The sequence below is a fragment of the Pantoea sp. Tr-811 genome (assembly GCF_011752535.1).
In the GTDB taxonomy this organism is placed as follows: Bacteria; Pseudomonadota; Gammaproteobacteria; order Pseudomonadales; family Pseudomonadaceae; genus Aquipseudomonas.
Genome location: NZ_VWXJ01000001.1, coordinates 267994 through 287166, shown reverse-complemented (window position 1 = coordinate 287166; position 19173 = coordinate 267994). Strand labels below are relative to the sequence as shown.

Sequence of the window (19173 nt, the reverse complement as noted above, 5' to 3'; positions counted from 1 at the left end):
TGGAGAACTGCCATGACCCTGACCGCCGCCAAGCAAGGTGTGCAACTGTCCGAACTCGACGACTGGGGCAGCGTTGCCGACCTGGGCTCGGAAATACTCGAAGGCGATGTAAGGGCCTTCGGCAAGATGACCTATGGGGCACCGACCGATCCGGTCAGCAGCGCCTATTTCGGCACCACGCGGGGCAAGTTCCGCATGGTGTACCCCTTCGACGAGCAGGCGGTGATCGTGACCGGCGAGATCCAGCTGACCGACGAATCCACCGGCCAGGTGACCCGCTACCGGGCCGGGGATGCCTGGTTCGCCAGCAAGGGCACACCGGTGCTGTGGGAAGTGTTGAGCGAATCGTTCGTCAAGCATTACCTGGCGGTGGCCTGAAGCGCGCCGCAACCCCCGCATCGCGAGCTGCGCTCGCTCCTACCAGGGCCAAGCAGATCCCGTAGGAGCGAGCAAAGCTCGCGATAGCAATGCAACGCCTTCAGGCCATGGCCTGGGCGCGGTAGTCCTTGGGCGATTGTTCGAACTGCTTCTTGAACGAGCGGCTGAAATGCGCCGAATCGGTGAAGCCCCACTTGTAGGCGATCGAGGTGATCGACTCGCCGCGGTAGAACGGGTTGGCCAAGTCGTCGGCGCTGCGCTTGAGGCGTGCCCGCTGAATGTAGCGGCATACGCTGTCGCCCTCCTCTTCGAACAGGCGGTACAGGTGGCGCACGGATATGTTCAGGCGCCCGGCCAGGTGGGCCGGCGTCAAACCAGGTTGTGACAGCGACTCGTCGATCACCTGCTGCACATAACCCCGCAGGTTCGCCCCACTGAGGCTTGCGAAACTGCAAGGGCCGCCAGCACCGCGCTCAAGCCCAGGTTCAAGCAGGGCAATGAACGCGCTCTGCAGCGCCTCGCCCTGGGCGCCGTCCTCGCCACTGCTGCCCTCCTTGCACAGTTGGTCCATCAGCATGTGCAGCATGCGCCCGCAGGCGTTGGTGGAGGAAATCTTGCCGAACATCACGCCGTCACCGGCCATGTGCCGGCGCACCTGGCTGCGCGGCAGCGCCAGTGACACGTGCTCGATCAGGCCATTGGGGTTGATCTCGCACGGGCCCACCGAGTCCATCAGCAGCAGTTCGCCCGGTGCCAGGCTGATGCGCGTGCCGCCTTGCATCACGCTTGAATGGCCGCTGCGCTGGCTGACCAGGAAGCAATGCTGGTCGTCATCGAGTGCGGGGTTTTCGCCCAGGCGGCGGATGGTGCCGGCGTTGGTGCGCAGGTTGGCCACCGGCAGCCCGGCGCGGGAACTGGCCGATACCTCGCCAATGAACAACGAAGGGGTGGACGCCAGCGCGGTTTCGAAGCGGCCGCAGATCTGCTGCATGGCCAGGGTCCAGTGTTCCAGGCCCTGACGGTCGGATTGTTGGGTATGCATGGCTGCCCTCGACGCGGAATTTGTTGTTATGCCGACATTGATAACATGTTAACAATGACGGCACAACTGTAACAATTTGTCGAAAACAACCAGCAAGGGATGTGCCAATCCGCCTCAGAGGTGCGGCAGCAAATGGCTGAACCGGGCCAGGCAGGCCAGCAGGTGCCCGCGTTGCGGCGGGCTGACCTGAATGTAGCGGCGAAACGCGGGCATCCGGTTGACCACCTCGCTGCCGCCCATGTGCTCCAGCACCAGGCGCCACTGGCCATGGCTGCATTCCAGGGTCAGGCGCTTGAAATCCAGCGGCATCAGCGCAGCCAGCAATGGCGCATCGGCCAGCAACTGCTCGCGCACCTGGGCGAAGCAGGCTTTGTCGCCACTGCGGTACACCGCCGTCACGCCCGTTCGCCGCAGCGCACCGGTATGGCGCAATTCCAGGCGCATTGCGCCCTGTTGCAGGGCTGGAACGCGCAGGCTGACTTCGCAAGTCACCACGTGCATCAGCAGGTGCGCCTGAACGCACTCGCGCAACTCGGCGCACCAACCCTGGGCCGGGTCGCGCAGCTCGGCGGTGGTCGAGCCCTGCTGCTGCACCTGCAGCGAGCCCAGGTTGCGCAACAGGTGCCCGAGGGTGACCCCAGGTCGGTAGCCTGCCGGCGCACGGGGCGCCAGCAGGTGCTCACGCAAATGTCTGATCATGCAGGGTGTGCTCCACGACATGGCCGGGTTCGGCGGCGAACTCCTTCGCCAGCACGTCCTCGACCCGCGCCGGCTTGAACGGGTTGACCTTCTGCACGCACAGGGTCCAGAACAGCGCGTAGGCCGCCGTGCCGCCGAGCATGATGGCAAATGGCACGTAGATGTCCGCGGGGTTCATCCCAGGGGGTGTGATGAACGACATGCCGATGACGATGCCGGTGCTGGAGACAATCTGCGGCAGCGGGAACAACGGCGAGCGGTAGGCACGCGGCAGGTCCGGGCGGCGAATGCGCAGGATCACCACCGACAGGGTCACCAGCAGGTAGGCGGTGCTCCAGGCACACACCGCGGCCAGTACCAGGTGCAGGATGTTCTCCGGGTTGCCGCCCAGGTACCAGGCATGCAGGCACGGGATCAGCGCCACCACCAGGATGCACAGCAGCGGCGTCTTGAAGCGCGGGTGCAAATAGGCGAACACCTTGGGCAGCGCGCCGTCCACGGCCATGCCGTAGAGAATGCGCGGCACCCCGGCCATCAGCGTGTTGATGGTGGCAGCGCCGGCGAAGAGAAAACCGACGCCCAGCCACACCGGGCCGATATCGCCCATCACCTGCTCGGCGAAACGCGGGATGGCCATGGGCGTGTCCAGCAGGTGCACGCCGCTGGCCGCATCGAGCACCACGTTCTCCACCTGGCGCTTCATCGCGGCGCCGTAGATGAACATGCAGCTGGCAACGCCGAACAGGCCCAGCGCCATGGCCCTGGGCAGCACCCAGGCCGAGCGGCGCAGCTCCGGCGCCAGCGGGGTGACGAACTCGCAGCCGACGAACATGAACATGGCCATGCCGATCAGCGAAAGAATGGTCATCAGGTCGGTGCCCACCAGCGAAACGCCGAACGGCCCTTCCAGCTCGACGGCAGGTGCGGCGATCAGGCCCAGCACGCCGAACACCATCAGGGTGGTCCACATGCCGAAGGTCAAAATCACTTCCGCGCGGCTGAAGGCACTGACACCAAAGGCATTGAGCACCGCGAAGGCGAGCACGAAGCACACCCCCAGCAACCACGAGCCACCGGCCGATTCGGCCAAGGTGTTGAGGTGCTCGAAATTCACCAGCGCCATCACCCCGGACAGGATGGTTTCGGCGGTGCCGGCGAACACATGCACGATCAGGTAGGCCGACAGCGTGCCGGTGATGGCGAAGAAGCGGCCCAGGCCGCAGTTGATGTAGTCATAGACCGAACCGGTAGTCGGCAGGATGGAAGCTGCCTCGGCGAAGGTGGTGGACTGCGCCAGCATCATCAGTGCGGCGATGACCATGGCGATGGCGAAGGCGCCGCCGCCGATCCCAAAGCCCATGGTCGCGGTGAGGATCACCGGGCTGGCCATGATCAGCCCGACGGTGCTGGCCAGTGCGGTGGGGAAACCGACGGTGCCCCGGTTGAGGTGCTCGGTGAGCGTGTTGTTGAGTGACATCGTTATGCCCCGGCTTGTTGTTATGGCGTTGAACGCGGCAATTCCCTGCACGCATGGCTGTCGCTTGCCTCCTGGCCGGCTTACTGTGCGCCTGGGCGGGCATGGCGTCTTGCCAATGGCTGCCGCCGCCCTTGTTGCTGCCTGCCAGCGACAAGGCGCTGGCAGGCAGAGTCATGCCGCTGTCACGGGGGCGCAAGAACGCCCGCGCCCATCTCACTATGCTCCTGGGCTTTGGCGGCCGACAGGCCCGCCTCCTCTGCCCCAGGAGTTCCCATGAGCGACATCGCCCTTCTGCCTTCCGTACGCGCCTTCCTGGCCCGCGAGCATGGCCTGTTCATCCACGGCCAAACGGTGCCCAGCCAGGGCAGCGCAACGATCCCGGTGCGCAACCCGGCCGATGGCCAAACCCTGGCGCACATCGCCGATGCCACCCAGGCCGACGTCGACCAGGCCGTGGCCTCGGCGCGCCAGGGCTTTGCCAGCTGGTCGCGCAGCAGCCCCGCCGCACGTGCCGCGGTGCTGCTGCGGCTGGCGGACCTGCTGGAGGCCCACCGTGAGGAGCTGGCCCAGCTGGAAACCTTGCAATCGGGCAAGCTGATCGGCATTTCCCGCGCCTTCGAAGTGGAACAAGCCGCGCATTTCCTGCGCTACTACGCCGGCTGGGCAACCAAGATCACCGGCCAGACCATCACCCCGTCGCTGCCCTCGTTCGCCGGTGAGCGCTACAGCGCCTACACCCTGCGCGAGCCGATCGGCGTGGTGGTGGGCATCGTGCCGTGGAACTTCGCCACCATGATCGCCATCTGGAAGCTGGCCTCGGCGCTGACCACCGGCTGCAGCATCGTCATCAAGCCCAGCGAGTTTACCCCGCTGACCCTGCTGCGCATCGCTGAACTGGCCAGCGAAGCCGGGCTGCCGGCGGGCGCCTTGAACGTGCTGACCGGTGCCGGCCACGTGGGCAAGGCGCTGATCGAACACCCCGGCACCGACAAGGTGTCGTTCACCGGTTCCGTGCCCACTGGCATTGCGGTGGGCCAGGCGGCCATGGGCGCCAAGCTGACCCGCGCCACCCTGGAACTGGGTGGCAAGAATGCCGTGGCGTTCCTGCCTGACGTTGCCACCGACAAGGCCGTGGACGGCATCATCGAAGCCGGCTTCCTGCATTCCGGGCAGATCTGCGCGGCGGGCGAGCGCTTCTACGTGCACCGCTCGCGGCTCGACCCGCTGCTCGAAGCCCTGTCGCAGCGCCTGGGCCAGCTCAAGGTCGGCTCGCCGCTGGACGAAACCACGCAGTTCGGGCCGGTGGCGAACAAGCCGCACCAGCAAAAACTCGCCGAGCTGTTCGCCACGGCCCGCGCCGAGGGCAGCCAGATCATCCACGGCGGGCGCATTGGCGATGGCCCGGGCTGTTTCGTCGAACCCACGGTGATCCTTGCCAAATCGGTCAATGACACCCTGCTCAACCAGGAAACCTTCGGCCCGGTGGCCACCTTCCTGCCCTACGACGACGAAGACCAATTGCTGCACCTGATGAACGCCTCGCCCTACGGCCTGAGCGCCAGCCTGTGGACCAACGACCTGGGCAAGGCCATGCGCCTGATCCCGGAAATCCAGGCCGGCACCCTGTGGGTGAACATGCACACCCTGCTCGACCCTGCAGTGCCCTTCGGTGGCATCAAGGCCTCGGGCATCGGCCGCGAGTTCGGCTCGGCGTTCATCGACGATTTCACCGAGCTCAAGTCGGTGATGATCCGCTACTGAAAAGCCCAGTAGGAACAGGCTTGCCCCGCCCTTGTTGTAGGAGCGGGCTTGCCCCGCGAACACCGGCATAGCCGGTGCCATCCACCGGGTTGCCTGCTTCGCGGGTCAAGCCCGCTCCTACAAAGGCGATGCGCTGACATCAGAAGCTGTTGCCAACACAATAACAACACGAGGGAAACTGCAATGCGCAAATCGCAAACGCTGTCGACCCTGGCCCTGGCGAGCTTGCTCGCCAGCCAGGCCGCGCCGGCCTACGAGCTGTACGCCGACGATGACAGCCACCTGAACGCCGACATGCTGGCGGTGTGGGGCATGTTCAACAGCCGCAGGAACTACGACGGCGTGCCCGGCGGCTCGACCTGGCGCGAGGGCTTCATCAAGTATGGCCTGAGCGGCGACCAGGGCCTGGCCGGTAACGGCACGCTGTACGGCGCCCTCAACTGGGTCAGCTCCGCCACCTGGGGCGATGGTGATGCCGCCGGCAACACCGATGGCAGCGAACGCACCACCAAGATCGAGGACGCCTACCTGGGCTGGCGCTCCGCCGACCTGCTGCCGCAACTGGGCAAGGACGGCGTGGATGTATCCGCCGGCCGCCAGGTGGTGCGCCTGGGCAGCGGTTTCCTGATCAACGACGATGGGCCTAACCTGGGCAATGGCGTGGCAGGCGGTGCGCTGGACCGTGGCGGCGCCTACTACCTGGCCGCCCGCCATGCCTTCGACCGTACCGCCGTGCTGCGCCTGGGCGGCCACGACGGCCTGCACGGCAGCCTGCTGTGGCTCAAGTCCGACAACCGCGCCCAGGCCGAAACCGAACTGGCGGCCGGCACCCTGGACTACACCCATGCCCTGGGCACCCTGGGCCTGACCTGGGTCCACGGCATCGACGTCGCCGACCAATGGGCCAGCGACTTCCAGAAGGCCCGCGAAGGCATGAACGTGTACAGCCTGCGCGGTGAGGGCAACGCCGGCATCGACAACGCCAGTTTCGCCTTCGAGTATGCCTGGCAGGACAAACGCGGCGGCCCGGAGCAAGGCTGGTACGTGCAAGCCGGCTACACCTTCGCAAGCCTGCCCTGGGCGCCACAGCTGACCTACCGCTACACCCGCTACTCCGCCGAGTGGGACCCCCTGTTCAGTGGCCTGTCGAGCGGCTATGGCACCTGGTTCCAGGGCGAAGTCGCGGCCAACTACGCCGGGCCGTTCAACAGCAATACCGGTATCCACCATGTGGGCCTGAAGGCCACGCCGCTGGAAAACCTCACCGTGGGCGCACTGTATTTCGACTTCAACACCGTGCGCACCCGCAACAGCCTCAACCTCGATGCCCGCGAACTGGACCTCTACGCCGAGTGGGCGGTCAGCGAGCACCTGGTCATCAGCCCGCTGGTGGGCCTGTACCAGCCGCGCAAGGGCGAGAACAACGGCGGCAACCAGGTCGGTGGCAACGGCACCAACGTCTACAGCCAACTCACCGTGGCCGTGCCCTTCTGAGAAAAACCGGCGGCTGGCGAAAACGCGCCTTGGCAGGGAGTGACAACTGGGCTGGCAGGCTCACACAAGACGACCGACCAGTCGTTAGCGACACTGCACAGCAGCTTCCCGCTAGTTCGCCACAACAACAAAACCCGAATACGGCGGTGCCCTGTGCACCGCCTGCGCAGTGAGATCCGCCATGACCTTCGACACCCGTATCGACTTCATCTACCTCTCCGAGCAGGACATGATCCGTGCCGGCGTGACCGACATGCCCGCCTGCGTCGACACCATGGAGGAAATGTTCGGCCTGCTCTACCACGGCGACTACCGCATGGCCGGGCCGAACAGCGATTCCCACGGCGCGATGATCACCTTCCCCGAGCACTCGCCGTTCCCACGCATGCCCAAGCCCACCGCAGACCGGCGCATGATGGCGATGCCCGCCTACCTCGGCGGCAACTTCCAGACTGCAGGCGCCAAGTGGTACGGCTCGAACATCGCCAACCGGGAAAAGGGCCTGCCGCGCTCGATCCTGATGCTCACCCTGAACGACGCCGACACCGGCGCGCCGCTGGCGCACATGTCGGCCAACCTGCTGTCGGCCTACCGCACCGGCGCCATTCCAGGTGTTGGCGCCCGCTACCTGGCGCGCAAGGACTCGAAAGTGATCGGCCTGGCCGGCCCAGGCGTGATGGGCAAGACCACCGTGGCCGCGTTCATGGCCGTGTGCCCGCAGGTGGACACGATCAAGATCAAGGGCCGTGGCCAGAAGAACCTGGATGCCTTCGTCAGCTGGGTGAAAAGCAGCTTCCCGCAGATCGTCAACATCCACGTGGTGCAAACCCTCGAAGAGGTGGTGCGTGACGCCGACCTGGTCAGCTACTGCAGCTCCGGTGAAGTCGGCGACCCGTCCGCCTACCCATTGGTGAAACGCGAGTGGGTCAAGCCCGGCGCCTTCCTGGCCATGCCGGCCCCGTGCAGCATCGACGCTGGCATGGAGCAGGCCGACGTGCGCAAGGTGGTGGACAACACCGGCCTCTACGAAGCCTGGTTCGAGGAGCTGCCCAAGCCTGCCCACAACTACGTGCCGCTGGTTGGCGTGCGGTTCATGGACATGATCGCCGAAGGCTCGCTCGACCCCGCGCAACTCGAAGACATCGGCAAGATCATTGCCGGTGAAGCGCCAGGTCGCCTGAACGATGAGGAAATCATCCTGATGTCGGTCGGCGGCATGCCAGTGGAAGACGTGGCCTGGGGTACCGTGATCTACCGCAATGCCATCGAACAAGGCATTGGCGTAAAGCTCAACCTCTGGGAAACCCCGGTTCTCAGCTGACCCTTTCTTGCCCTTAATCGAAGGTACTCCCATGACCCAGATCATCAAACTGAAAACCGGCTCCAAGTTCGAAGACATGGCCAGCTATTCCCGCCTGGTGGCGGTGGACAACTGGATTCACGTGTCCAACACCGCCGGGCGCAACCCGCAAACCCAGCTGATCGCCGACGACGTCATCGAACAGCTGCACCAGGTGTTCGCCAACATCGAAACCGCCCTGGCGGCGGTGGACGCAAGCCTCGCGGACGTGGTGAGTTCGCGCGTGTTCATCCAGCAACCCGAGGACGTGCCGGCAGTGATGGAGGTGATCGGGCAGAAATTCCGCAACATCGACCCGGCCACCACGGTCACCTGCCCGCCGCTGGGCTCCACCGTGTACAAGGTCGAGCTGGAGGTGACCGCCTACCGCGGCGCCTCCCGCGCCGAAGTCAAGTACATCCGCCTCGGCCAGTGACGGCAAACCGCCGCCACCGCCCCTTGAGCCACTAGCCACCGAGTAACGCCATGTCTCCTGTCATCGACCCTGTGCACACCAGCCCCCGCCACCCCGACGCGACCACGGTTGTGATCATCGGCGGCGGCATCATCGGCCTGACCGCCGCCCTGACCCTCGCCGAACGCAACATCCCGGTGGTGGTGCTGGAAAAGGGCCGCATCGCCGGGGAGCAGTCTTCGCGCAACCTGGGCTGGGTGCGCAAGACCAACCGCCATGCCGACGATATTCCCCTGGCATTGGCGGCCGACCGCCTGTGGGCCGGGATGCCGGAGCGGGTGGGCAGCGACGTGGGTTACCGCCAGGCTGGGATCATGTTCGTCGGCCGCAATGATGCGCAGATGGGCATGCACGAGGGCTGGTTGAAAAGCGTCGAGCACCTGGGCCTGGATTCGCGCCTGCTGAGCCGCGACGAAATTGCCCGCCTGGTGCCCGGCGGGCGCGGTGAATGGGCCGGCGGCCTGTACACCCCCTCCGATGCCCGCGCCGAACCCACCTTGGCCGCCAGCGCCATCGCCCGTGCGGCCCAAGCCAAGGGGGCGGTGATCGTCGAGCACTGCGCGGTGCGCACCCTGCAGACCAGCGCTGGGCGGGTCAGTGGCGTGGTCACCGAGCAGGGGGAGATCCGCTGCGACCAGGTGCTGCTGGCCGGTGGCCTGTGGTCGCGCAAGTTCCTCGGCAACCTCAAGATCGACCTGCCGACCCTGCCCCTGACCTGCTCGGTGCTACGCACCGAAGCCATGGCCGGACCAACCGAGATTGCCGTGGGGGCACCGGATTTTTCCTTCCGCAAGCACAAGGACGGCGGCTTCATCATTACCCAGCGCGGCAAGCTGGACGCCTTCCTGACCTGGGACCATGTGCTGCTGGGCACGCGCTACTTGCCGCAACTGAAGGCCCAGCGCGATATCCTGAAGATCAGCCTGGGCAAGTATTTCTTCAAGGACCTGGCCCTGGCGCGGCGTTGGAAGGCGGTGGATGTCACACCGTTCGAGCGCGTGCGGGTGCAGGACCCTCAGGCCAACACGGCCCTTAACGACGAAGCGCTGCGCAACCTGCGGGCGGCCTGGCCGGTGTTCGAGCAGGCGCGCATCGCCTCGGCCTGGGCCGGCACCATCGACGTGACGCCCGATTCGAACCCGGTCATCGGAGCGGTACCGAGCCTGCCAGGGCTGACCTTGGCCACCGGGTTCTCCGGCCATGGCTTCGGCACCTCGCCTGCCGCCGGGCAGCTGGCGGCCGACCTGGTGGCGCAGCACACACCGCTGATCGACCCAAGCCCTTATCGATTCGAGCGGTTCGCCTAAGCGGCTTGCCCACCGCGCCTGGGTTGGTTTTTACCCGATTGCTGTGCATTGAATTCGCAAACGCCGGCTCGATAATCCCTGGTGCCGCTTCACCTCACCAGGGAACTTCGATGAGCACGCATACCCGCAACCGACGCCTGACCGTCCCCCAGCTGGTGGCCATGAAAGGCCAGCAAAAGATCGTGGCGCTGACCGCCTACTCAAGCAGCATTGCCCAGGTGATCGACCCCTTGGTCGACTTCATCCTGGTCGGTGACTCCACCGCGATGGTCGGCTATGGCCGCCCTTCGACGCTGGGCATGCGCCTGGACGAAACCATCGCCCACACCCGGGCAGTGGTGGACAGCACGCGGCTGGCCTGCGTGATCGCCGACATGCCCTTCGGCAGCTACCAGGAATCCCACGAGCAGGCCTTTCGCAACTGCGCCCAGGTGCTCGCCAGCACCGGTTGCGACGCCGTCAAGCTCGAATCCAACCAGGCCTTGGCCAGCACCGTGGCGTTTCTCGTCGCCCGGGGCATTCCGGTCATGGCGCATATTGGCCTGATGCCGCAGTTCGTCAACCTGATGGGGGGCTACAAGGCCCAGGGCTTGTGCCCGGCCAGTGCGGCTGCATTGCGCGCCGATGCTCAGGCCAACGTGCAGGCCGGCGCGTTCAGCCTGCTGCTCGAAGGGGTCGCGGAACCGGTGGCCAGGGCCATCAGCGAAGCCTGTGAAAAACCCACCATTGGCATTGGTGCATCACCGGCCTGCGATGGCCAGGTACTGGTCACCGAAGACCTGCTGGGGTTGGGCGGCGAACAGGTGCCACGCTTCGTCAAGCAATATGCCGACGTCGCGCAGGTGATGCGTGAGGCCTGTACCCGGTTCGCTGACGATGTGCGTGCCGGGGCCTTCCCTGAAAGGCGTCACTGCTACGGCGTTTGAGCCTCGGCCTGGATGGCTTTTACCAGGCACTGCAGTGCGTGAGAGATGTCCTTGCTCCAGTCCAGCGTGTAGCACAAGCGCAGGTGGCTGCGCCATAAGCCACGCTGGCTGAACAGCGCCCCGGGGGCAATGACGATGCGCTGCTGCAGCAGCCGTTCGAACACGCGGCGCATGTCCACCGGCCGTGTCGCTTCGAGCCAGAAGCTTGCCCCGCCCTGCGGCTCGACGCACCGCAACCAGCCTTGGCCATGGGTGTCCAGCAGTGCCTTCATGTGCTGCATGCGCTCGCGCAACAGGGTGCGCAGCACCTGCGCGTGTTGCTCGACACGGTGCAAGCTGAACAGCCTGGCAATGGCCTTCTGCCGGATTGGCGATAAGCGAAAGGCGCGCGCCAGGAACAGCTGCTGCAGTTGCCCGGTGTGCTGCCGACACAGCAGGTAGGCAAACGGCGCCTCCGAGCCGATCAGCTTGTCGAAGGTGGAAAACACCAGCAGGCGATTGGGGTCGGCATGGTCGCGGTAGCGCGGTGCATCGGCCTGGAAGCACAGATCACCATAGCCGTCGTTCTCGAACAACCACACCTGATGCTGGGCCAGCCAGCGGCAGATCTGCTGCTTGTCTTGCGCAGGCATCTGCCCGCCGTGCGGCATGTTCGCCGTTGACGACAATACCGCCAGGTGTACCGGTTCACGGGCCAGCAACTGGCGCAGCTGCTGCAAATCGAAACGGCCGTCTTCCCCCAGCGGCAGTTCGATGATGGTCATGCGTGCCGCCTGCAGTTGCCTGAGCACCGCCCAGCTGCAGGGTGATTCGACCAACGCCACCTTGCCTTCGAGGTCCAGCGCCCGTAGCGAGAGTTCCAGCACACTGCGCAGGTCGGAGCCGATGAACACGTGCTCGGCCTGCCAACTGCGGTGCGCCGAGCAGGTGTAGCGCGCAGCCATTACACTGCGCAGCTCCGGCTCGCCGAAGGGTTGGTAGAGCGGCGCCTGGGTACGCGGATACTGCCTGGAAAGTTCCCGTTCGATCATCAGCAGCGGTTGTTCCAGCGACCGCAACAGGGCGGGTGCATCACTGCTCAGGGCCAGCATGCCGGGCTGTCGGGCACTGGCATACACCGTGTCGAGCAGGCTCGAAGTGCGCACGGCGTGCAGCGGCGTGCTGCTCACCCGGGTGAAGTAGCCCAGTTTTGGGCGGGCGTAGACCCGCCCTTCGTCCTCCAGCAGCGCATAGGCATACTTGGTGCTGGACACCGAGACGTTCAGGCGCTGGGCCAGTTGGCGCAACGACGGCAGGCGCTGCTCGGTGTCGCGGGGGGCGGCCTCGATCGAGTCGAGCAGGTAGCGGTACACGGCTTGGTAGGTGTAGCGGGGTTTGACGACGTTCCTGGTATCCATACGCGATCATCGTTTCCGTTAGGCCCGGCCAGATTACACCAGCCACCGCCCCGGTAGGAGCGAGCGCAGCTCGCGATGGGGCGCGCAGCGGCCCCAGGGGTTTTTGGCTTCGCGGCTGATGACACCGGGGCTGCTTTGCAGCCCATCGCGAGCTGCGCTCGCTCCTACAGGGGATTGTGGTGAGGGGGTGGCGAGGCGCCCCAGCCGCCTCCTAGCGCCGCCATCAGCCCGATACGCGCCTCCAACTGGCGGGTCTGCAAACCCTGCAAGGTGCGCTTTTCCTGCAACGCATCCAACTGAGCCGTCAGCACATCCAGCAGGCTGACAGCGCCCTGCCGATAGCGCTGCAGGGCCATCTGCTCGGCGTTGCCCGCTGCTTGCGCCGCCAGCTGCACATCCCCGGCTTCGCGCGCCAGGTCACGCACCTGGGCCAGGTTGTCCTCGACCTCGCGCACGGCCAGCAGCACCCTGCCGTGGTACGCCGCGGCCGCTGCGTCGAATTCGGCCTTGGCCCGGCGCTCGTCGGCCGAGCGGCGCCCGCCGTCGAACACCGGCAACTGCAGCACCGGGCCAACGGCCCAGTAGCGGTTGGCGGCAGCCAGGAGGTTGCCAGCGCCTTGCGTCTGCCCGCCCGCCATCGCGCTCAGGCTGAAGTCTGGGTACCAGGCCGCGCGGGCTACGCCAATGTTGGCATTGGCAGCAAACACACGCCGTTCGGCGGCGGCGACATCCGGCCGCTGCAACAACAGCTTGCCCGGCAGATCAGCCGGCACCGGCGGGGCAACGACCGGCGCCGGGTTCGGCGCCAGGGCCAGGTCGCCGGGCAAGGCCCCCACCAACTCGGCGATGGCGTGTTGCGCCAGGGTGCGCTGGGCGATGACGTCATCCAGTGCAGCCTTGGCTTCTGACAGCCTGGCCGCCGCCCGGTCCAGGTCCAGCTCGGAGGCAATATCGCCCTGGTAGCGGCTCTGAATCAGCGCCAGCAGGCGGCTGCGGTCGTCCACACCGTGCTCCAGCAACTGCCGCTGCGCATCCAGGCCCCGGGCGCGCACGTACAGCACCGCCAATTGGCGCTGCAGGCTCAGGCGCGCAGCGGCCAGGTCATCCGCCGAGGCCTGGGCCGCGGCATCGCCGGCGGCGGCCTGGTTACGCAAACGCCCCCACAGGTCAAGGTCGAAACTCAGGCTCAGCCCTGCCGTGTCGCTGTCGTATACCGAAGGTTGGGTGTCGCCGCGCAGGGGCCGGTGGTCGGACTGGCGCTGGCGCAGCGGCGTGGCGCTCGCGCTTGCCTGGGGCCACAGCCCGCCATGCAAGCCCTGGGCATAGGCCTCGGCAGCCTGGTAATGGGCCAACGCCGCCGCCAGGGTCGGGTTCGACGCCGCCAGCTGGCGCTGCAGGTCATCAAGGCGCGGGTCGCCAAACAGGGTCCACCAGGCGCCTGGCAACGGCCGCCCGCTGTCGACCTGCTGCCAGTCCCCTACCCGCTCGCCATAATGCGCAGGCAGGTTCACTTCAGGCGCGCTGTAGTGCGGTGCCAGCGAGCAGCCCTGCAGGGCCAGGCACAGCAGCCACCCGCCGTGTTTAAACCGACGGTGCATGGGCACCTCCCGGGGCCACGCTGCGCACGGCATCGTTGTCGCGCAGGGCGTCGGGCGGGTTGTCCACCACCTGATCCTTCAGCCCCAGGCCACGGTCGACGATCAGCGTGCTGCCCAGGTCCTGGGCAATGTGGATGCTGCGCAGGTGCGCGCGGCTTTGCCCATCCAGCACGGCCACCTGCGGCCCTTGGGCGCGGAAGATCAACGCACTGGCGGGGATGCTCACGGCCTGGGCATCGCTGCGCAGGGTAATACGGGCGCTGGCGTAGTCGCCGGGCAGCAAGGCGCCGTTGGCGTTTTCCACCGCGTATTGGGCCAGCAGCGTGCCCGAGCCCTGGTCCACGGCCGTGGACGTGCCAAGCAAAGCTGCCGGGTAGTGCAGGCCGGGGCGCTCGGGCACCGACAACTGCACCTGCATGCCGGGCAGGATCTGGCTGGCATAGGTTTGCGGCACCGGCACGTACAAGCGCAGGCGGCGGGTGTCGGCGATGTCGAACAGCGAGGTGGCGTTGTCGCTATCGGCCTTTATCAGCTGGCCGATCTGCGCATGGCGGGCGGTGATGGTGCCGGTGAACGGCGCGCGAATCACCTTGTACGCCGCCAGGTCTTCGAGCCGTGCATAGTCGGCCTGGGCCGCTTCGGCATCGGCGCTGGCCACGGCAGCGGCGGCCACCTTCTCGTCCACCTCCTGGCGCGACACCGAATGGCTGGCGAACAGGTGCTGCCAGCGCGCTGCGGTGCTCTGCGCCAGCGACGCGCTGGCCCGGTGCTGAGCCAGGCGAGCCTTGGCCTGGGCCAGTTGCTGGTCAAGCTCGGGGCTGTCGATTTCCGCCAGCGGCTGGCCGGCCTGGACCTGCGTGCCGATATCCACCTGCCAGTGCTTGAGGTAACCGCTGACCCGGGCGTTGACCCGGGCCATGTTCCAGGCCTGCAGGTGCGCCGGCAGGCTCAGGGTTTCACCGGCGGCATTCATCGACGGGGTGAAGGTCACCACGGCAGGCAGAGCCCGGCTTTCGGTCCAGGCTTGCACGGCAGCGGCCTGGTGCTGGCGGGCATGCACCCCGAATGCAACGACCAGGGCGGCCAGGCCCATGCCTGCGCCCCCCATGAGCAACAAGCGCCGACGATCGGCCACGGAACGGCTAGGCATGCAGGTTTTCTCCAACGACAGCGTGAGGGGTTGAGCGGCGGTGGGCCAGGCTGAACACAACGGGCACGAACAACAGGGTCGCGCAGGTGGCGACGACAAGCCCGCCGATCACCGCCCGGCCCAGGGGCGCGTTCTGCTCCTGGGACAGGGCCAGCGGCAACATGCCGATAATCATCGCCAGGGCGGTCATCAGCACCGGGCGAAAGCGAGTGAAACCAGCCTCCATGGCGGCCTTCACGGCGTTGCCATGCACGGCCAGGCGCTCGCGGCAGAAGCTCACCACCAATACCGAGTTGGCGGTGGCCACGCCCATGCACAGGATCGCCCCGGTAAGCGCCGGCACCGACAGCGTGGTGCCGGTGACGAACAGCATCCAGACGATACCGGCCAGGGCAGCGGGCAGCGCGGTGATGATTACGAACGGGTCGACCCAGGACTGGAAGTTGACCACGATCAGCAGGTAGATCAGCACCACCGCGCCGAGCAACCCCAGGCCCAGGCCGTGGAAGGCTTCATGCAGCGCGGTGATCTGGCCGTGCAGGCTGACGGTGGCGCCTTTGGGGCGCAGCTGGGCGGTAGCGTCGATAAGGTGCTGGATATCGGCGGCAATGCCGCCCAGGTCACGGCCCTGGACGTTGGCGTACAGGTCCAGGGTGGGGGTGATGTTGTAGTGGCTGACCACGTCGGCGGTGTCGGTGCGCGCCAGGCTGGCGATCCCACCCAGTACGGTGCTGTGGCCGTTGCTGCCGGTGATCGGCAGCGCCTGCAGCTGGGCGATGCTGCTCATGCGGTACTGTGGGGTGGCGCCAACCACCGAATACGACACGCCATTGGCCGGGTTCAGCCAATAGGTGGGGGCCGTTTGCGAGGTGCCGGCCAGTGACGCGCCAAGGCTCGCGGTCACGTCGCGCTCGGTGATGCCCAGTTCGGCTGCGCGCTTGCGGTCGACGTTCACCTGCAGCGACGGGTAGCTTTCCGACTGCTGCAGGCGCAGGTCGGCAATGCCCGGAACGTGCTGCAGGCGGCGCATCAGTTCTGCGGCATAGGCACGGTTGGCGGCGTCGTTGGGGCCTGAGATTTTCACATCCAGCGGCGCTGGCGAGCCGAAGTTGAGGATTTGGCTGCTGATGTCTGCCGGCAGGAAAGCGAAGGTAGTGCCAGGGAAGCTGTCGGGCAGTACCTCGCGCAGGTGCTTGACGTAATCGGCGGTGGCGCCATGGCCTGGGTTGAGCGACACCTGGATATCGCCATCCTGCGGGCCCACCGTGCCGCTGGTGTTGTAGGCCATGTCGATGCCGCTGATGGGCAGGCCGATGTTGTCGATGATCGACGCCACGGCGTCGGCTGGCAGCACCTCGCGGATTCGGCTTTCGATGCGGTCGAAGGCCGCCGCGCTCTCTTCGATACGCGTACCCAGCGGCAAGCGCACGTGCAGGGCCATCGCCCCGGCGTCGGTTTCGGGGAAGAAGTCCTCACCCAGGGTGGGCAGCAGCGCGAAGCTGGCCAGCACGCAGGCAAGAAAGCCCAGCAGGAAGCGCTTGCGGTTGGCCAGGGCCAGCTCCAGCAGGCCCTGGTAGCCATCGCGCAGCCGGGCAAAGCCTGCCTCGAAGCCGGCCTGCAGGCGCGCCAGTGGGTTGGCCGACTTGTCGCCTTCGTGGTGGTTGAGGTAGGCGTCCTCTGGGTGCCGGCCCTCGCCCTGCTCCACCCGGTGCGGCTTGAGCAGGAACATGGCCAGGGTCGGCACCAGGGTACGCGACAGAATAAAAGAGCTCCCCATGGCGAACATCACTGCCAATGCCATGGGCCGGAACAGGTATCCGGCGATGCCCTGGAGCATGAACATCGGAACAAATACAACGCAGATGCACAACAGCGCCACGAACGCGGGGCCGACGATCTGCTGGGCGCCATCGAGGATCGCCTGCCTGACCGTCTTGCCTTGTTCGAGGTGCCAGTTGATGTTTTCGATGGTCACCGTCGCATCGTCCACCAGGATGCCCACCGCCAGCGCAAGGCCCCCCAGGGTCATCACGTTGAGGGTCTGCCCGCTGACCGCCAGCAAGGCAATGGCCGCCAGCACCGCCAGCGGAATCGAGGCGGCGATGATCAGGGTGGAGCGCCAGCTGCCGAGGAACAGCAGGATCATGGCGCTGGTCAGCAAGGCGGCGATGATGCCCTCGCGGGCAACGCTGCCCACCGATTCCCTGACCACGGTCGAAGCGTCGCCCAACAGCGAGGTCTTGAGTGCCGGCGGCAGGGTTTCGTTGATGCGCGGCAGCATGCCGCGGATGCCGTCGACAATCGACAGGGTCGAGTTGTTGCCGTTCTTCAGCGCAGGCATCAGTACCGCGCGGCGGCCGTCGACGCGCACGATGTTGGTTTGCGGCGGCGCCCCGTCCCGCACATGGGCCACCTGGCCAAGGGTGATCTGGGCGCCGTCGACCACCTTCACCGGCAGGTCGTTGAGCGCATCGATGGCGCTGGGGCTGTTGTTCAACAGCACGGTGAATTCGTTACGGCCGATCTTCGCCGTGCCCACTGGAATGATCTGGTTCTGGGCGGCCAGGGCATTGGCCACGTCTTCGGCCGACAGGCCCTTGGCCGCCAGGGCCTGGGGGTCGAGGTCGAGGGTGATCTGGCGCTGCTTGCCGCCCATGGGGGTCGGCATCGACAGGCCGGGCACGGCGGTAAGCGGCAGGCGAATGCTGTTCTGTACCAGGTCGCGGATGCGCGCCTCGGACAAGGTGGGGCTGGAAAACGCCATCTGCAGGATGGGCACGGTCGAGGCGCTGTAGTTGAGAATCAGCGGCGGCGTGATGCCGGCCGGCATCTGCTTGAGCACCGTTTGCGACACGGCGGTGACCTGGGCATTGGCGGTGCGGATATCGACGCTGGGCTGGAAGAAGATCTTGACGATGCCCATGCCCGGCAACGACTGCGACTCGATGTGTTCGATGTCGTTGACCGTGGTGCTCAGGGCCCGTTCGTAGGTGTAGATCACCCGGCCGGACATGGCATCCGGGGCCAGCCCCGCGTATTGCCAGACCACCGCAATGACCGGAATACCGATGTCTGGAAATACATCACTTGGCGTGCGCACTGCCGCCAGTGGGCCGACGATGCAGATGACGATCGCCAGCACTAAGAATGTATAAGGTTTGTGCAGTGCCGTTTTGACCAAGCCGAGCATGGTGCGCCCCTGAAAGTTGAACGGGGCGCAGTCTTCCATGGACTTTCCAGACGAACGGTTAAACCTCCATTAAAGTATTTTAAGGAAAAATGGCGGCTGTATTCACTTGCAGCGAAGCGGGTTGCTGCCATCCTATGCGAATCATTCGCAGCTGCAGTCAGAGGGTTACATGGGGATCAGGATTTGCGCCAGGTGGGGTTCGCTACTCCCCGCTCTAGGGGTACTCGGGGTGCTTGGCGGCTGTGCCGGGCCAATGCCCAAGGCCAGCCCGGACGAGGCCTGGGTGGGTTTGCGGGAGGAGCCGACAACCACCTTGATGGCGGAAACGCTCGATGGCAAACGCCTGGATGACGGGCGCTATTTCGAAGTGCCCAAAGGCCAACATACCTTGGGCGCAACGCTGTTCGTGGAGGGTAGCGGGGACAGCGACGGCAGTACCTGCCGGGTGGATGTGACGTATAAGGACTTTAAGGTTGGTAAACGTTATACCTTGGTGGAAAGTAGCCTTGGGCAAGAATATACGCTGACACTTTACAACAGCGCGGATAAACCGGTTGCGCATTCGCCGGATATTGATTGCTTGGCAGGATAGTTCGCGCGGTTTTAACTTTGGTTTAACTTTCGTGGCTTTTTTGGGGGCGCTTTGCGCCCCTTCGCGACCTTTGGTCGCTCCTACATTGACCGCGCGTGCCCGATGCACCGCGCATCAGCGCGGCGGCCAGGCGCCGTCCCATGCGTACCGGTTCGGCGCCCGGGCGCGATCCCATGCGTACCGGTTCGGCGCCCGGGCGCGATCCCACGTGTACCGGTTCGGCGCCCGGGCGCGGTCCCACGTGTACCGGTTCGGCGCCCGGGCGCGGTCCCACGTGTACCGGTTCGGCGCCCGGGCGCGGTCCCATGTGTACCGGTTCGACGCCCGGGCGCGGTCCCACGTGTACCG

15 protein-coding genes are annotated in these 19173 nt (G+C 66.0%); 8 read left to right on the top strand and 7 right to left on the bottom strand.

Going from position 1 to position 19173, the window contains the following annotated elements:
- Nucleotides 1-12 precede the first annotated feature (12 nt).
- Entirely contained in the window at nt 13-378 is a 366-nt protein-coding gene (locus F3J44_RS01275) for a cupin domain-containing protein (RefSeq protein ID WP_167062136.1), read from the top strand.
- Between the two features lie 100 nt (nt 379-478).
- Here the strand turns inward: F3J44_RS01275 and feaR are convergent, their stop codons facing one another.
- The 3 genes from feaR to F3J44_RS01260 all read right to left on the bottom strand — a co-directional run bounded on the left by feaR (nt 479) and on the right by F3J44_RS01260 (nt 3596).
- The gene (gene feaR / locus F3J44_RS01270; RefSeq protein WP_167062139.1) at nt 479-1420 is read right to left on the bottom strand and encodes a transcriptional regulator FeaR; all 942 of its coding nucleotides are present in this window, start codon (nt 1418-1420) and stop codon (nt 479-481) included.
- 114 nt (nt 1421-1534) lie between these two features.
- The gene (locus tag F3J44_RS01265; RefSeq protein WP_167270139.1) at nt 1535-2119 is read right to left on the bottom strand and encodes a DUF3156 family protein; all 585 of its coding nucleotides are present in this window, start codon (nt 2117-2119) and stop codon (nt 1535-1537) included.
- On the bottom strand, nt 2100-3596 hold the full coding sequence (locus tag F3J44_RS01260; RefSeq protein ID WP_167270137.1) for an APC family permease: 1497 nt from the start codon (nt 3594-3596) through the stop codon (nt 2100-2102). The genes F3J44_RS01265 and F3J44_RS01260 overlap by 20 nt, the downstream gene beginning before the upstream one ends.
- A gap of 273 nt (nt 3597-3869) precedes the next feature.
- Between F3J44_RS01260 and F3J44_RS01255 the strand changes: the two genes are divergently transcribed.
- The 6 genes from F3J44_RS01255 (at nt 3870) to panB (ending at nt 10898) form a co-directional block, all read left to right on the top strand.
- On the top strand, nt 3870-5357 hold the full coding sequence (locus tag F3J44_RS01255) for an aldehyde dehydrogenase family protein (protein ID WP_167270134.1): 1488 nt from the start codon (nt 3870-3872) through the stop codon (nt 5355-5357).
- Nucleotides 5358-5540: 183 nt separating this feature from the next.
- Complete coding sequence (locus tag F3J44_RS01250) at nt 5541-6851, top strand: hypothetical protein (protein ID WP_167270132.1); 1311 nt, start codon at nt 5541-5543, stop codon at nt 6849-6851.
- Between the two features lie 181 nt (nt 6852-7032).
- Nucleotides 7033-8172, top strand: coding sequence for a tyramine oxidase subunit B (locus tag F3J44_RS01245; RefSeq protein ID WP_167062154.1), 1140 nt, complete (start codon nt 7033-7035; stop codon nt 8170-8172).
- A 31-nt stretch (nt 8173-8203) separates the two neighbouring features.
- Nucleotides 8204-8626, top strand: a complete 423-nt coding sequence (locus F3J44_RS01240; RefSeq protein ID WP_167062157.1) for a RidA family protein — start codon at nt 8204-8206, stop codon at nt 8624-8626.
- Between the two features lie 50 nt (nt 8627-8676).
- Complete coding sequence (locus F3J44_RS01235) at nt 8677-9972, top strand: FAD-binding oxidoreductase (RefSeq protein ID WP_167270130.1); 1296 nt, start codon at nt 8677-8679, stop codon at nt 9970-9972.
- 110 nt (nt 9973-10082) lie between these two features.
- Nucleotides 10083-10898 (top strand): 3-methyl-2-oxobutanoate hydroxymethyltransferase, encoded by an 816-nt coding sequence (gene panB / locus F3J44_RS01230; RefSeq protein ID WP_167062163.1) that lies wholly within the window; start codon nt 10083-10085, stop codon nt 10896-10898.
- Here the strand turns inward: panB and F3J44_RS01225 are convergent.
- The 4 genes from F3J44_RS01225 to F3J44_RS01210 form a co-directional block, all read right to left on the bottom strand.
- Nucleotides 10886-12295, bottom strand: a complete 1410-nt coding sequence (locus F3J44_RS01225; protein WP_167270128.1) for a PLP-dependent aminotransferase family protein — start codon at nt 12293-12295, stop codon at nt 10886-10888. The two genes, panB and F3J44_RS01225, sit on opposite strands and share 13 nt — an antisense overlap.
- Nucleotides 12296-12459: 164 nt before the next feature.
- Nucleotides 12460-13893, bottom strand: a complete 1434-nt coding sequence (locus F3J44_RS01220; protein WP_167270126.1) for an efflux transporter outer membrane subunit — start codon at nt 13891-13893, stop codon at nt 12460-12462.
- On the bottom strand, nt 13877-15043 hold the full coding sequence (locus tag F3J44_RS01215) for an efflux RND transporter periplasmic adaptor subunit (RefSeq protein WP_167270124.1): 1167 nt from the start codon (nt 15041-15043) through the stop codon (nt 13877-13879). The genes F3J44_RS01220 and F3J44_RS01215 overlap by 17 nt, the downstream gene beginning before the upstream one ends.
- Nucleotides 15036-18272, bottom strand: a complete 3237-nt coding sequence (locus F3J44_RS01210; RefSeq protein ID WP_240158159.1) for an efflux RND transporter permease subunit — start codon at nt 18270-18272, stop codon at nt 15036-15038. The genes F3J44_RS01215 and F3J44_RS01210 overlap by 8 nt, the downstream gene beginning before the upstream one ends.
- Nucleotides 18273-18486: 214 nt before the next feature.
- On the opposite strand from F3J44_RS01210, the gene F3J44_RS01205 reads away from it, so the two are divergent.
- Nucleotides 18487-18825, top strand: coding sequence for a hypothetical protein (locus tag F3J44_RS01205; RefSeq protein ID WP_205299614.1), 339 nt, complete (start codon nt 18487-18489; stop codon nt 18823-18825).
- Nucleotides 18826-19173: the final 348 nt, after the last annotated feature.

What these genes read in the sequence shown, in the direction of transcription:
- F3J44_RS01235 (WP_167270130.1), top strand. Translation starts at nt 8,677, where the DNA reads ATGTCTCCTGTCATCGACCCTGTGCACACCAGCCCCCGCCACCCCGAC.
- F3J44_RS01225 (WP_167270128.1), bottom strand. Translation starts at nt 12,295, where the DNA reads ATGGATACCAGGAACGTCGTCAAACCCCGCTACACCTACCAAGCCGTG.
- F3J44_RS01240 (WP_167062157.1), top strand. Translation starts at nt 8,204, where the DNA reads ATGACCCAGATCATCAAACTGAAAACCGGCTCCAAGTTCGAAGACATG.
- feaR (WP_167062139.1), bottom strand. Translation starts at nt 1,420, where the DNA reads ATGCATACCCAACAATCCGACCGTCAGGGCCTGGAACACTGGACCCTG.
- F3J44_RS01255 (WP_167270134.1), top strand. Translation starts at nt 3,870, where the DNA reads ATGAGCGACATCGCCCTTCTGCCTTCCGTACGCGCCTTCCTGGCCCGC.
- F3J44_RS01210 (WP_240158159.1), bottom strand. Translation starts at nt 18,272, where the DNA reads ATGGAAGACTGCGCCCCGTTCAACTTTCAGGGGCGCACCATGCTCGGC.
- F3J44_RS01260 (WP_167270137.1), bottom strand. Translation starts at nt 3,596, where the DNA reads ATGTCACTCAACAACACGCTCACCGAGCACCTCAACCGGGGCACCGTC.
- F3J44_RS01245 (WP_167062154.1), top strand. Translation starts at nt 7,033, where the DNA reads ATGACCTTCGACACCCGTATCGACTTCATCTACCTCTCCGAGCAGGAC.
- F3J44_RS01265 (WP_167270139.1), bottom strand. Translation starts at nt 2,119, where the DNA reads ATGATCAGACATTTGCGTGAGCACCTGCTGGCGCCCCGTGCGCCGGCA.
- F3J44_RS01275 (WP_167062136.1), top strand. Translation starts at nt 13, where the DNA reads ATGACCCTGACCGCCGCCAAGCAAGGTGTGCAACTGTCCGAACTCGAC.
- F3J44_RS01220 (WP_167270126.1), bottom strand. Translation starts at nt 13,893, where the DNA reads ATGCACCGTCGGTTTAAACACGGCGGGTGGCTGCTGTGCCTGGCCCTG.
- F3J44_RS01205 (WP_205299614.1), top strand. Translation starts at nt 18,487, where the DNA reads ATGCCCAAGGCCAGCCCGGACGAGGCCTGGGTGGGTTTGCGGGAGGAG.
- F3J44_RS01215 (WP_167270124.1), bottom strand. Translation starts at nt 15,043, where the DNA reads ATGCCTAGCCGTTCCGTGGCCGATCGTCGGCGCTTGTTGCTCATGGGG.
- F3J44_RS01250 (WP_167270132.1), top strand. Translation starts at nt 5,541, where the DNA reads ATGCGCAAATCGCAAACGCTGTCGACCCTGGCCCTGGCGAGCTTGCTC.
- panB (WP_167062163.1), top strand. Translation starts at nt 10,083, where the DNA reads ATGAGCACGCATACCCGCAACCGACGCCTGACCGTCCCCCAGCTGGTG.